Origin of the sequence: Solimonas aquatica (genome assembly GCF_900111015.1) — a bacterium.
GTDB classification, from domain to species: Bacteria; Pseudomonadota; Gammaproteobacteria; order Nevskiales; family Nevskiaceae; genus Solimonas; species Solimonas aquatica.
Map to the genome: position 1 here is coordinate 24,127 of NZ_FOFS01000002.1, position 12,173 is coordinate 36,299.

The 12,173-nt window shown below is 62.8% G+C and carries 13 protein-coding genes; 6 read left to right on the forward strand and 7 right to left on the reverse strand.

The features are described 5' to 3' along the window. Both BMY12_RS02730 and BMY12_RS02735 read right to left on the reverse strand, forming a co-directional pair. Positions 1 to 1,347, reverse strand: a complete 1,347-nt coding sequence (locus BMY12_RS02730) for a 2-hydroxyacyl-CoA dehydratase subunit D (protein WP_093281737.1) — start codon at positions 1,345 to 1,347, stop codon at positions 1 to 3. Then, positions 1,344 to 2,519, reverse strand: a complete 1,176-nt coding sequence (locus BMY12_RS02735; protein WP_093281740.1) for a 2-hydroxyacyl-CoA dehydratase subunit D — start codon at positions 2,517 to 2,519, stop codon at positions 1,344 to 1,346. The genes BMY12_RS02730 and BMY12_RS02735 overlap by 4 nt, the downstream gene beginning before the upstream one ends. A gap of 137 nt (positions 2,520 to 2,656) precedes the next feature. Here BMY12_RS02735 and BMY12_RS02740 point away from each other — a divergent pair, with 137 nt between their 5' ends. From BMY12_RS02740 to BMY12_RS02765, 6 genes are all read left to right on the forward strand, one after another. Beyond that, positions 2,657 to 3,400, forward strand: a complete 744-nt coding sequence (locus BMY12_RS02740; protein WP_093281742.1) for a TetR/AcrR family transcriptional regulator — start codon at positions 2,657 to 2,659, stop codon at positions 3,398 to 3,400. A 429-nt stretch (positions 3,401 to 3,829) separates the two neighbouring features. Next, positions 3,830 to 4,426, forward strand: a complete 597-nt coding sequence (locus BMY12_RS02745; RefSeq protein ID WP_093282423.1) for an energy transducer TonB — start codon at positions 3,830 to 3,832, stop codon at positions 4,424 to 4,426. A 52-nt stretch (positions 4,427 to 4,478) separates the two neighbouring features. After that, the gene (locus BMY12_RS02750) at positions 4,479 to 5,330 is read left to right on the forward strand and encodes a MotA/TolQ/ExbB proton channel family protein (RefSeq protein WP_093281745.1); all 852 of its coding nucleotides are present in this window, start codon (positions 4,479 to 4,481) and stop codon (positions 5,328 to 5,330) included. Positions 5,331 to 5,528: 198 nt separating this feature from the next. Then, the gene (locus BMY12_RS02755; protein ID WP_093281748.1) at positions 5,529 to 5,951 is read left to right on the forward strand and encodes an ExbD/TolR family protein; all 423 of its coding nucleotides are present in this window, start codon (positions 5,529 to 5,531) and stop codon (positions 5,949 to 5,951) included. Between the two features lie 141 nt (positions 5,952 to 6,092). Then, positions 6,093 to 6,524: an ExbD/TolR family protein gene (locus tag BMY12_RS02760; protein ID WP_093281750.1), complete on the forward strand. Its 432-nt coding sequence runs from the start codon at positions 6,093 to 6,095 to the stop codon at positions 6,522 to 6,524. Positions 6,525 to 6,532: 8 nt separating this feature from the next. Beyond that, positions 6,533 to 7,750 (forward strand): tetratricopeptide repeat protein, encoded by a 1,218-nt coding sequence (locus BMY12_RS02765; RefSeq protein ID WP_245732329.1) that lies wholly within the window; start codon positions 6,533 to 6,535, stop codon positions 7,748 to 7,750. A gap of 75 nt (positions 7,751 to 7,825) precedes the next feature. Here BMY12_RS02765 and BMY12_RS02770 read toward each other — a convergent pair whose 3' ends face one another. From BMY12_RS02770 to BMY12_RS02790, 5 genes are read right to left on the reverse strand one after another with little or no spacing between them, the layout of a single operon-like run. Beyond that, positions 7,826 to 9,067: an acetyl-CoA hydrolase/transferase family protein gene (locus tag BMY12_RS02770; RefSeq protein WP_093281754.1), complete on the reverse strand. Its 1,242-nt coding sequence runs from the start codon at positions 9,065 to 9,067 to the stop codon at positions 7,826 to 7,828. Positions 9,068 to 9,075: 8 nt separating this feature from the next. Beyond that, positions 9,076 to 9,492, reverse strand: coding sequence for a MaoC/PaaZ C-terminal domain-containing protein (locus BMY12_RS02775; protein WP_093281756.1), 417 nt, complete (start codon positions 9,490 to 9,492; stop codon positions 9,076 to 9,078). Between the two features lies 1 nt (position 9,493). After that, positions 9,494 to 9,913 carry an FAS1-like dehydratase domain-containing protein gene (locus tag BMY12_RS02780; protein ID WP_093281759.1) on the reverse strand — a complete coding sequence of 140 codons (420 nt, stop codon included), beginning with the start codon at positions 9,911 to 9,913 and terminating at the stop codon, positions 9,494 to 9,496. Beyond that, positions 9,913 to 11,277 (reverse strand): enoyl-CoA hydratase-related protein, encoded by a 1,365-nt coding sequence (locus tag BMY12_RS02785; RefSeq protein WP_218140054.1) that lies wholly within the window; start codon positions 11,275 to 11,277, stop codon positions 9,913 to 9,915. Before BMY12_RS02785 ends, BMY12_RS02780 begins: the two co-directional genes overlap by 1 nt. Then, on the reverse strand, positions 11,240 to 12,031 hold the full coding sequence (locus BMY12_RS02790) for an enoyl-CoA hydratase-related protein (protein ID WP_093281764.1): 792 nt from the start codon (positions 12,029 to 12,031) through the stop codon (positions 11,240 to 11,242). The genes BMY12_RS02785 and BMY12_RS02790 overlap by 38 nt, the downstream gene beginning before the upstream one ends. Between the last annotated feature and the right edge of the window lie 142 nt (positions 12,032 to 12,173).

Here is a 12,173-nt window from a genome sequence, read left to right on the forward strand (position 1 = left end):
TCAGGCCGCGATGCCGGCGCGGCGCCGGCTTTCGATGGCTTCGAGCATCGCCTCGACACGGCTGCTGACGATCTCGTCCTTGTAGAACGATTCGTCCACCATGTCGCCCTCGATGAAGGCAACCGGGATGCCGAGGCGCTTCTGCACCGCTTCGGCGATCAGGTATTGGGGGTTGGAGAAGGCGCGACAGGTACGCGCGGCATGCAGCACCATGCCGTCGATCTCATACTTGCGGCAAAGCTTGATGATCTCTTCGATCATCAGCGGCGCGGACAGATTGATCGGGCACACCAGGTAGTTGATGGCCATGCCAGCAAGCGGATCCTGCACGTCGATGGATTCCCACTCATGCCAGAAGCCCATGTGTGTGTAGCGCCCCGCCACCATATTGGCTTCGTAACCGGCGAATTTGTTGGCCAGCCAGCCGATCTTGTTCCAGTTCATGATGCCGTCCCAGAACAAGCGGTATTGCTCGTTTCGGACCGCGCCTTCACCTGCGGCCAGACGTTCCTGCACTTCGGCCTTGACCTTGGTGAAGTAGTCGACGATCGCGGGGCCGCCCTTGATGAAGTTCACCGGCGCCAGGCTCGTGGTCCAGTCGAAGAAGCTGGCCGGCGCCGGCTTGGCCATGCACAGGTCCATGGCCTCCATGCGCAGACGGCCGGCCTGCTTGACGTAGGACATGATCTCGCAGAGACGGTCAAAGTCGTACTTCCTGCCGGTGTGCTCGGCGATGAAGTTCATGCATTCGCGCAGCTGGCGCACCATGAACTGCACGGCCTCGTTGAATTCGGAGCCGCCGAGATATTGCGAGTCCTTCTTGTTGCCCCAGACCCAGGGCACCGAGATGTTGAAGATCGGAATGCGCTTGCCGAACAGGCGGTACAGCATCTCGTCCCACTGCTGGCCGGTGCTGCAGTACGGATAAGCGCTGATGAACATGTCCGGCGCCGGCACGCGTTCGCCCAGCAGTCCGGCACCTAGCGCATCGGCGAAGCTGGAGCCGGAGGCTTCCGCGCCGCGCTTCTGCGCCAGCACGCCGCAACCGATGTGCGTGCGCGCATACGAGCACAGCTCCTTGAGATAGCCGCGATGTTCGGCGGCAGTCTGTGCCGGCTCCTCGTTGTTGCGCGCCGCCAGCAGCGCCGACCAGGCTTCGCCGTGTACCCAGGCCACATCGGCGGCCTGCATCAGCGGATTGATCGCCACGCCTTCGTACCAGCACACCAGCTTGCCATTCTGCTTGGCCTCGAACACCTCGGCCCAGTAGTCGTTGACCAGCTGATTGTTCAGCGACGAGGTCTTGAGCCGGTTGGCCTTGACGGGCGCACTTGCAACGGTGCTCATGCAACTCTCCGGGTTGGTGCGCCGGCGCGGCGCTTCACGACTTCGAGAAAGGATTCGACGCGGGTACGTAAGCCCTCGAGCATGTTCAGCTCGTGCTCGGTCTCGATCAACAGATGCGGCACGCCGCGACGCTCGAAGGCTTCCTTGATTTCAGGGTAGTAATACATATGCGGCTCGCAGAACTTCGCCATCAGCACGATCATGCCTTCGGCCTTGGCGCGCTCCATGGCGCCGAGCAGATAGGTTTCCCAGTCTGCCTTCTGGTCCACGCGCGTGGGGCAGGGCACCTTGAGATTGCGGGCGAGATACCACTGCGCGAGCGCGGTCAGCGGATCGCCCACTTCATCCACGTCCGTCGAAATGAAGCGCGTGCCGTGATAGAGATCATCGTCGACGACGATGCCGCCGCAGTCTTCGATCAAATCGAGAATGCCGGTCTTGGGCGCCTGGCAGAAGTGTCCGGACAGATACACGCGCACGCCGGAACCGGTCGACGGCCGGGCGCTGAGCAGTTGCGCCAGCAGCTGCTTCAGCAGCTCGTTATGCAAAGCCTTGTCCATCACCATGCTGGACTTCACCGCCAGCTGCATCTGACGCGCACTGAACTGGATCCGGCCCTCTCGGCGAAGCTCGTAGAGCTGGCGCAGCAGGTCGCGATTGCGATTGAACAGGCGGATGCTGCTGCGGATCGCATCGTCCGCCAGCGGCTGCCCGGTCATTTCCTCGATGCCGGCCTTCAGCTGCGCGAAGGTCTCGCGCGCCCGGCTCAGGCTCCAGGGATCGCTCATCGAGGAGATCAGCTGATAGAAATGCACCCAGGTGTTGGGCAGTTTGGCGCGCACCACATCGGCGGCGCCGAGCACCTGCACGCAGTGATCGCCGAACATGATGGCGTCCAGCGCTTCGAACTCACCCTTGCAGGCCTGATCGACGATGCTGCGGGTGTAGCCGCAGTAGAAGGGATAGATCATGCCGTGCCCCACGGTGATGGGGTCTTGCTGCTCTTGCAGAATCAGCGGCAGGCAGCCGGCGGCATGCGCCATCTCGCCGGGAAAATGCATGGGAAAGGTGCCCAGCAGGCGGGTGCCGTGCGTGCGTTTCCATTCTGTGGCCCAAGACAGCGGCCCCTCGGCGGCGGCTTCGAATTGGGCCAGGATTGCTTGGGCTGGCATGATGCCGGACTCTCCTTTAATCGTATGGGTCCATACTAGAAATGAGACTCATCAAAGTCAATAAAATGTGCTGAAGCGTGTGGCATATTTACTGATAACATAATGTTTAAAATGAATAAATAGTCAGGATATAGATAATGAATGATATTCATAAAAGGCCCTCCAGGAGGCAGGGGAAGGTGTCGAAGACAGAGTCCGGCGGCGGGCAACGCCTGCCAACGGATGTCCGTGCGGCCGGAATTCTGGCCGCAGCGCGAGAGGTCATTGACGAGAAGGGCTATGAGAGCGTGCTGATTTCGGACATCGCCAAGCGCGCGGGCGTGGTGGACGGCACCATCTATCGCTACTTCAAGAATAAACGTGACTTGTTGGAGCAGGTGGCGCAGCGATGGTTTGGTGAACAGCTGGCCATGGATTCGCAGCTCAATGCCGTGAAGGGGACGCGCAACAAGCTGCGCCATCTGGCTTGGCGCACGCTGGCCATCATCCGGCGCGAACCGGTCCTAGCGCGGTTCATGTTGATGGAGTTGCGGCATGATCCGCGCTATCGCAGCACACCATTCTTCGAGATGAACAAGCGTTTCACTCAGGACGTGATAGCCGTGTGTACGGAAGCGGTTGTCTCAGGCGAGTTCTTGAGCGACGTCTCGCCCAATATGCTGAGAGACATGCTGCACGGTTGTATCGAGCATCGCACCTGGGCCTTTTTGCAAGGGGAAGGAGACTTCGATATCGAAGAGGTGGCAGATGGCATCGCAACCGTGATCTATCGCGGCATGCTGGCCAAGCGCGAGCTTGCGCAAGGCGGCCTTTATGAAGCCGTGAAGCGCATCGAGAGTGTAGCGGGGAAGCTGGAAGATCTCATGGTGGGCAAAAGCTAGTGGTCTATTGCCCGCTAAGCGACACAGAAAGCCGTGTCTTTTGTCCCGTGGCGGCGTTGAAAACCCTCGCAACAGCGGCGCTAATGCTGTGGTTGTCGCCTTGCCACAGGTCAAAAGCCATCGGTTTTATTCGTGCCAACAAGCATGCAACAGACCACTAGCAGGATGCTGCGGAACGCATCTGTACTGTGCAGCGATGGCGTTGCACAGACGGGGCCGTGATCATGATCGCCTGATTGTGAAGCGCTGCCGGTGTCCGGCGTGCTGCCCGTTCACGTCGCACGATTTTGACAACTCGCGCGAGCTTTTTCCGCAAGACGAGATTCGGCACTGACGCTACTGTGCCCTCCATGATAGGTGACGGCGATATTGTGAGCGGCTTCGGCTATGGCTCAGCAATCGTCGGGCTCAATGGAGGAGGAGCAGTCGATGCAATTCGGCCAAGCCGAAGACCCGAGACGCCGTGTGGCGGGCGTTGCCGGCGTGGTGGTGTTTCATGCCCTGCTGGTATACGGGCTGGTAAATGGCCTGGCGCGCAAGGCCATTGAGCTGTTGCCGGCGCCGATCGAGACCAAGATTCTCAAGGAGGTGAAGGAAGACATTCCGCCGCCGCCACCACCGCCACCGACCTTCGAGACGCCGCCGCCGCCGGTGATTCCGCCGCCGGAAATCAGCATCGCCTCGGCGCCTGCGCCGGCCACGGCGATTCATGCCACCACTACGCCTGCCAAGCCGGCACCGGTGACGGCGAAGACCGCGCCGGTGGTGAAGGCCAAGAACTGCCGCGAGCCGGAGTACCCGTCGATCTCGCAGCGTCTGAATGAAACCGGCTCGGTGGTGCTGCAGCTGCTGGTGGGCGTGGATGGCCGCGTCAGCGACGCCAAGATCGAAAACTCCAGCGGCTATCCACGGCTGGATGAAGCGGCCAAGCGCGCGCTGAGCCTGTGCAAGTTCACGCCGGGCACCGAGAACGGACAGGCTGTGCCGATGTGGGCGCAGCTCAAGTACACCTTCCGTCAGCAGTAGCCGGCGGATTTCGAAACATTGCAGTGATCAAGACCCAAGGTTGGAGACCGTCATGAAGTCGTATCGTGATCTGAAGCATCGAGTCGTGGTGGCACTGGTGGCGCTGATGGCGGTGCTGGTGATCGGCATCCCGAGCCTGAGCGCTGCGCAGGAATCAGCGGCACCGGCGGCGGAGCAGGCAGCCGGCCCTGCCACTGATATGTCGGAGAAGGCGCAGGTGCAGGTGGCCAATCCGTATGGTCTGGAAGCGCTGTGGAAGGCCGGTGACTTCGTGGCGCGTGGCGTGCTGGTGCTGATGCTGATCATGTCGGCGGCGACCTGGTACATCATGGTGATGAAGCTGATCGAGCAGCAGAAGGTGTTCAAGCAGGCCAAGGAAGCCAATGCTTCGTTCTGGTCGGCGTCTTCGGTGTCGGCGGGCCTGGGCACGCTGAAGACCGGCAGCCCGTTCTGGTACATCGCCGACAAGGGGCACAGCGCCAGCCAGCATCATGAAGGCACGCTGGTGGAACAGATTGATCTGTCGAGCTGGGTGACGATGTCGGTGGGCCGCGCGGTGGAAGAGATCCAGAGCCGCCTGCAGGGTGGGCTCGCGGTGCTGGCGACGGTGGGTTCGACGGCGCCGTTCGTGGGTCTGTTCGGCACGGTGTGGGGCATCTACCACGCGCTGACGGCGATCGGCATTTCCGGTCAGGCGAGCATCGACAAGGTGGCCGGTCCGGTGGGTGAAGCGCTGATCATGACCGCCATCGGTCTGGCGGTCGCGGTGCCGGCGGTGATGGGCTACAACTGGCTGGTTCGCCGCAACAAGACCGCTATGGAACAGGTGCGCGCCTTTGCCGCCGACCTGCACAGCGTGGTGCTCTCCGGCACCCGCGTCGGCGAAGCCAAGAAAGCCGCCTGAGCGCGATCACCCCTCAACAGTTCATGGGTGCAGTCAGCCTCCCGGATCCTCCTTGTGGAGGCTGAATTGGGTGAGCGGGGCGGAGCATCACGTATTTCCGGGCTTGAAACCCCGCCCGGATATCTCCGCCGCCGCTCATGGCCGCGCTGCTGAGGCGGCTCGCCACGGACGGCGCCCCTTTTTATTCGGAGTAAACGCATGGCCATGCAAGTCGGCGGCGATGACGACGACGAGCTGAACAGCAGCATCAACACCACGCCTTTGGTGGACGTGATGCTGGTACTGCTGATCATCTTCCTGATCACCATTCCGGTGGTGACGCAGACGGTGCCCCTGAAGCTGCCCAACGAGCGCAACCAGCCGACGCAGACCAAGCCGGAAAACATCGTGATCGCGGTGGACAAGGACGGACTGATCTACTGGAACACCAAGCTGGTGGCGGACCTGCCGACGCTGCTCGACAAGATGAAGATCGAGGCGGTGAAGGTGCCGCAGCCGGAAGTGCATATTCGCGGTGACATGGACGCGCGCTACCAATCGGTGGGCCAGGTGGTGGTGACCTGCCAGCGCGCCGGCATCGTCAAAGTGGCGTTCATCACCGAACCGCCACCCAGGGGGTGAGCCTGCGCGCTTGCGAAGCGCAGCTTCGCGCGCAGGCGAACGCCCGGCCATGGATGGCCGGGCCGGAGCTTGATCAAGAGATGCAGTCGCGCCAGGGATGGCGGCGCAGAACCAGCGCAAAACCACAGAAGGAACGCAGCAATGGGAATGAATGTAGGCAGTGGCGGCAGCTCTGGCGATCCGCAGGAGATGGTGGACATCAACACCACGCCGCTGATCGACGTGATGCTGGTGCTGCTGATCATGCTGATCATCACGATTCCGGTGCAGACGCACGCGGTGAAGCTGGACATGCCGACGGCCAATCCGCCGCCCTCGGACGCCGCGCCGCCGCCGGTGGTGGAACTGGAAATCGACTTCGACGGCACGATCCTCTGGAACGGCAACGTGGTGCCGGATCGCGCAACCCTGGAAGGCCAGCTGCTGCAGGCCGCACACCAGGACCCGCAGCCGGAATTCCACATCCGTCCCAACAAGCTGGTCGAATACAAATACGTGGCCGCCGTACTGGCTTCCGCCCAACGCCTGGGCGTGACCAACATCGGTCTGGTCGGCAACGAACAATTCATGTGAGAACGGCCGTGAACCCGAAATCCCTTTCCCTCACGCTGAAAGCCGCCCTGATTGCCGCTGCACTGGGCTTTGCGACGAGCGCACAGGCTGCGCCGCAGATCCGTCCGGAAGTGGGCAAGCCGCTGCAGGAAGCCCAGAAGCTGATCGGCGACAAGAACTACAAGGAAGCCCTGGCCCGGATCAGCGCTGCCGAGCAGACCGCCGGCAGCAAGATCTCGCCGTATGAGACCTATGTGATCGGTCGCATGCGCGGCGTCGCCGACCTGGGCATCGGCGATACCAATGGCGCCATGGCGGCGTTTGAAGCAGCGCTGAAATCCGGGCAGACCCCGGACGGCGAAAAGCTCAGCAGCCTGCAGACCCTGGCGCAGCTGGCCTACAGCGCCAAGAATTTCCCGAAAGCCATCGAGTACATCGGGCAATACAAGGCCGCCGGCGGCAACAATCCGCAGATCACCGGCCTGCTGGCACAGGCTTATTACCTGGGTGGCAAATACCCGGAGGCTGCGCAGGAAATCAAGGCGCAGCTGCAGAAATCCGGGCAGGCACCGAGCGAAACCCAGCTGCAGCTGCTGGCCTCCTGTGCGCTCAAGCAGAACGACGCCAACGGCTATGTCGAAGCCCTGCAGCTGCTGGTGAGCTATCACCCCAAGCCCAGCTACTGGCTGGACCTGATCGCGCGCACCGCCGGCAGCAAGGGCTTCTCGGATCGCCTGAGCCTGGACCTGGCGCGTCTGCGCTACGCCAGCGGCACGCTGAGCACGGCGGGCGACTACCTGGACGCCGCGCAGCTGGCGCTGCAGGCGGGCTTTCCGGGTGAGGCGGATCAGTACGTCAAGGCCGGCTATGCCAAGAACGCGCTCGGCCAGGGCTCGGACGCGCCGCGCCATGCCCGACTCAAGGCGCTGGTAGAGAAGAAGATCGCCGAAGACCAGAAGACCCTGGCCGAAGGCGAGAAGGCCGCGCAGAAGCAGGCGAGCGGCGATGCTCTGGTCAACACCGGCCTGAACTACGTGGGCTATCAGCAATACGACAAGGGCATTGCACTGATCGAGCAGGGCATCGCCAAGGGCAATCTCAAGTACGCCAACGAAGCCAAGCTGCATCTGGGCTACGCCCAGGTCCTGGCTGGCCAGAAGGCCAAGGCCCAGGCCACGCTCAGAGGCGTGCAGGGCAGCGACGGCACCGCCAGCGTCGCCAAGCTTTGGATGATCAGGGCGCGCTGAATGCGGCGCGCCCTGTTGCTCGCAGCGTCGCTGTGATGCCGACGCTACCGGGCAAGCAGCGCAGCTGTGGGCCGCTCAGAACTGCTGTTCCATCTCCGTCCACTGCCGTAACAGGGCTTCACGAAACTGCGGCGCGGCGATGGCGATGAGTGCGGCTGCGCGGGCGCGGGCGCTCAGGCCGCGCAGACGGGCGATGCCGTGCTCGGTCACCACATAATCGGCTTCATGGCGTGTCGCTGCCACCGGCGACGAGAGCTGCGCGACGATTCGGCTGTGTTGCTGATTGTCGGTGACCGAGGGCAGGGCGATGATCGACTTGCCGCCGGCACTGAGCCGGGCGCCGGCGATGAAGGCCGGCAGACCGCCCACGCCTGCCACGCAGCGGCCTTTCACGGTGTCGGTATTGACCTGTCCGAGCAGATCCACTTCCACGGCCGAGTTGATGGCACAGAAGCTGGCGATGGCGGCGATGCGCCGCACATCATGAGTCTCGCTGACCGGCCGAAACAGGAAACGGTCGTCTGCCGCGATGCGCTGATAAAAAGTATCGTCGCCCAGGGCTACGCCACACTCGACGCTACCGATGATGGCACCGTTGTCGAGCAGACGGCTCAGCGCCGGATTGACCATGCCGGAGTACACGCGGAGTCTGCGATGATCGCGCAACGCGGACAGCACTGCGGACGGCAGCTTGCCGATACCAAATTCCAGCGTGTCGCCATCTTCAACCAGGCTGGCGACATGCTCCGCCTGGGCCGCCACGTTGGTATCCGCTTGCGGAAGCTCATAGTGCAATACGTCCTGCGGCACCTCAAAAAATGCGTCGAGCTCCTTCAAGTTGACCTGGAACGATGCCCGAACGCGCGGCAACCGGGGATTGATATGAGCGACACGCCGGCGCGCGTGGCGCCACACTGCCGGCTGGAAATCCAGGCTGGGTCCGAGTGAGCAATAGCCTTGCTCATCGGGTGGCGTGAGGTGTACCAGAGCCAGATCCACCGTGAGCTGTTCGGAGAGATCCTGGTAAATGCCAGGGTAGTCCAACGGCAGCCATTCAGCGCGGGCCTCGCGCAATCCCTGGCGCAGACCGGGCTGCATGAAATAGGCGCGCTGCTGAGCCTGGGGGTGCAGTCCCAGATAATCGCTATGATTGATACCTGGAAAATGCACGCCGACGAAGCGCACGCCGGCAGCGGCGGCAGGATCGGCCTGCAAAGCGGCATAGAAGGCCAGGCTTTCACCGGACATGCCGGGAACATAAACCGTCATGCCCGGGCGCAGGCTGGACACCACGGCCGCCACATTGGTCTTGTTCATGCGCAGGCTCAGCTTGATGGCTTGAGGGCCACACGTGCCGAGCCGGTGAGCGCCACCAAGCCGCTGGCCTCGATCACCGCTTCGAGTCGCAGCAGGGCTTCGTCGGCGCTGCGTTCTTGGAGATAGGCGCGGCAAAGCAGGCGGCTGCACAGCGGCACCACGGCGGCAAAGCGCGCTTCGAAGCTGCGCAAGGCGGCGGCGGGAAAGTCCCGGCTCAGCACGCGGCCGAGCACCGCCATCGCCAGCATGCCATGCACGATCACATCATCAAAGCCGGCCAGGCGCGCAAAGTCCGGGTCCAGGTGCAGAGGGTTGAGATCACCAGAGGCTTCGGCGTAGCGGGCCAGCGCCTCGCGGGTCAAAGGCTCTGACAGCAGTTCTGCAATGGGCGTCTGCAGCGGTACTTGTTCGAGATCGATCGCCATCTCAGGCTGCCTCGGCCGGATTGCGGACGAGAATCAGCTGGCGAGAGATGCCGGCCAGCTGGCCATCGCGATGACGGATACTGGACTCGATGGTGATGAACTCCAGCGCGCCGCCCTTCTTCATCTGAATGTCGGTGACGACACGCTCCACCTGCAGCACATCGCCGCTGTGGATCGAACGGTGATAATCGAACTGCTGCTGGGCATGCAGCACCCGCTTGAGTTCCACGCCGAGTGCGCCAAGGATGGCGCGCGAGCTGTCATGCTCGCCTTCGATGGCTTTCATGAATGTCGGCGGTGCCGCTTGCCCATCCTGCAGCGGGAAGCCCACTGCAGCCGCGAAGCGCGCCAGACGCTGCGAGTCCACCGTCACCGTGAAAGGCGGATGGCGATAACCGAGGTGTCGTCGATCGATGGCCATCAGGCGGGCACCGCCATCGCCTGCTTGAGAAAGCGCGTCAGCGCCGCCGGAAGGGCGAAGAGCGCGGCATCGTGGACGGCGGCCTGCCGCGCGTGCGACTGTAATTCATCCATCCCGCGGGCCACGGCGTAACTGAAGGGGCCGCCGGTATAGGCCGGATGCAAGCCTTCACTCACCACCACGGCATCGGCCAGTTCGGGCTCGGGCACCTGATTCTCGTGCCAAGCCTGCACTGCCGCCAGGCTGATCGCCAGCAGGCATTGCTCCTCCGTGCAGTGCTGCGCCTGTGCGCGGGCGTACACCCGCCGCAGCCGCGGCAGCAGGGCATCATCTCCCTGATTAAGTACGCTATCGGGCTTGAACAGGCCGGCCTTGGCGGCGCGCTGTCGGTTGAGAAACAGCGAGCGCACCATATTGCCAGCCACCGGATCGCGCATCAGTTCCACGAAGATGCGCATCTCATGTTCGCCGCCTTCGCTCATCGGCAGCTGCCAGCCGCCAACCACGCAGGAGATGATGGCGCGATACGCCGGATAATGCTGCAGCAGCTGCTCGCTCAGGCCCAGTGCGGCGCGAATCTGCTCCTGCGCCTGCGCCGGATCACGAAAGTCGAAGGGCTGCTCGGAGAACCGGGCGCCGTTGCGGTCCCAGGGAGCCAGCGCAACGGCGTTCAGCGCACGCTGCCTGGCTACGGCGATCAGCTGCGAAGGGGGTACGAGCGCATCCACCAGTCCGGACTGCAGCGCCTGAGCCGGCGAGATCGGCTCACCGCTGAGCAGCATGCGCAGGCCCTGTTCGATTCCCACCAGGCGTGGCAGACGCTGAGTGCCGCCGGCGCCCGGCAGCAGGCCCAGCTTGACCTCCGGCAGACCGAGCTGAATCGTGGCATCGTCCGCCACCACGCGCGCATGGCAGGCCATGCACAACTCCAGGCCGCCGCCCAGTGCTAAGCCGTTGATAGCTGCCACAACGGGCTTGGGCAGCAGTTCGAGGCTGCGGAATAAACGTCCGAGATGACCGAACAGCTCATGCAGGGCTGCGGTTTCGCCGCTGCGGGCCAGTTCGGTGAAGCTGCGGATCATCTCCAAATCTGCCCCCGCCAGAAATGCGCTCTTACCGGAGCTGATCACCAGCGCGCGGACCGCTGGGTCCTGAGCGACACGCTCGATCAAATGTTCCAGCGAATCCATCAGGGCGCGCGAGAATACGTTCATCGCGCGTCCGGGCATATCGATGCGTGCCAGTAGCACGCCGTCGGAGTCCAGCTCGGTGACAATATTCGGGTCGGTCATGGTGCAGGCTAAAAGGCGTTCCGGGTGACGGGGCTCAAACGAACTTCTTGAAATCAGGCGCGCGCTTCTCATTGAAGGCACGCACACCTTCCTTGGATTCCTCGGACTGGTAATAGCCCTTTACCGCAGCCACGCCCATGAAGCTGATGCCACGGATGTTCTCGCTGTCGGCATTGAACGACCGCTTGGCGATGGCGATGGCGGTGGGTGAGAGCTGGTTGATTTCTGCCGCCCAGGATTCGCACTCGGCATCGAGCTGCTCGTGCGGCACTACCTTGTTGACCAGGCCCATCTCCAGCGCTTCCTGCGCCTTGTAGCGACGGCACAGGAACCAGATTTCGCGGGCCTTCTTCTCGCCCACGATGCGAGCCAGATAGGCGGTGCCGAACCCAGGGTCCACGGAGCCGACCTTGGGACCCACCTGGCCAAACTGGGCCTTCTCCGAGGCGATGGTCAGATCGCAGATGGTGGCGAAGACATTGCCGCCGCCGATGGCAAAGCCCTGTACGCGGGCGATCACCACTTTGCGGCAGTCGCGGATCGCCGACTGCAGCTCTTCGATGGGCAGACCCACCATGCCGCGAGGTCCATAAAGGCCGTCTTCGGTGAGATGGGATTTCTGATCACCGCCGGTGCAGAAAGCCTTGTCGCCGGCGCCGCCGAAGATCACGGTGTTCACCGTTTTTTCCTCGTCGGCACGGCGGAAAGCGTCGATCAGTTCTTCCACCGTCTGCGTGCGAAAGGCGTTGAACACTTCTGGACGATTGATGGTGATGCGCACCGCATTGCTGCCGACTTCGTAAGTGATGTCCTTGTAGCTGCTCATGGTCTGTTTCCCGGTGGATTGGTGATCAGGGCTGTGGCGCGAGGCTGTGCGAGTCCCGCACTGGATTCAAGTCTCTTCACAATCGTAGTGTACCATACTATTATTGGAGCTCTAGGTGCGCGGGTGCCTCGGCCTGTCTAGT

Bases quoted from the DNA above. Each gene is read 5' to 3' on its own strand.
- BMY12_RS02735 (WP_093281740.1), bottom strand. From the start codon at position 2,519: ATGCCAGCCCAAGCAATCCTGGCCCAATTCGAAGCCGCCGCCGAGGGG.
- BMY12_RS02785 (WP_218140054.1), bottom strand. From the start codon at position 11,277: ATGAGAAGCGCGCGCCTGATTTCAAGAAGTTCGTTTGAGCCCCGTCAC.
- BMY12_RS02745 (WP_093282423.1), top strand. From the start codon at position 3,830: ATGCAATTCGGCCAAGCCGAAGACCCGAGACGCCGTGTGGCGGGCGTT.
- BMY12_RS02790 (WP_093281764.1), bottom strand. From the start codon at position 12,031: ATGAGCAGCTACAAGGACATCACTTACGAAGTCGGCAGCAATGCGGTG.
- BMY12_RS02770 (WP_093281754.1), bottom strand. From the start codon at position 9,067: ATGAACAAGACCAATGTGGCGGCCGTGGTGTCCAGCCTGCGCCCGGGC.
- BMY12_RS02730 (WP_093281737.1), bottom strand. From the start codon at position 1,347: ATGAGCACCGTTGCAAGTGCGCCCGTCAAGGCCAACCGGCTCAAGACC.
- BMY12_RS02775 (WP_093281756.1), bottom strand. From the start codon at position 9,492: ATGGCGATCGATCTCGAACAAGTACCGCTGCAGACGCCCATTGCAGAA.
- BMY12_RS02780 (WP_093281759.1), bottom strand. From the start codon at position 9,913: ATGGCCATCGATCGACGACACCTCGGTTATCGCCATCCGCCTTTCACG.
- BMY12_RS02740 (WP_093281742.1), top strand. From the start codon at position 2,657: ATGAATGATATTCATAAAAGGCCCTCCAGGAGGCAGGGGAAGGTGTCG.
- BMY12_RS02760 (WP_093281750.1), top strand. From the start codon at position 6,093: ATGGGAATGAATGTAGGCAGTGGCGGCAGCTCTGGCGATCCGCAGGAG.
- BMY12_RS02755 (WP_093281748.1), top strand. From the start codon at position 5,529: ATGGCCATGCAAGTCGGCGGCGATGACGACGACGAGCTGAACAGCAGC.
- BMY12_RS02750 (WP_093281745.1), top strand. From the start codon at position 4,479: ATGAAGTCGTATCGTGATCTGAAGCATCGAGTCGTGGTGGCACTGGTG.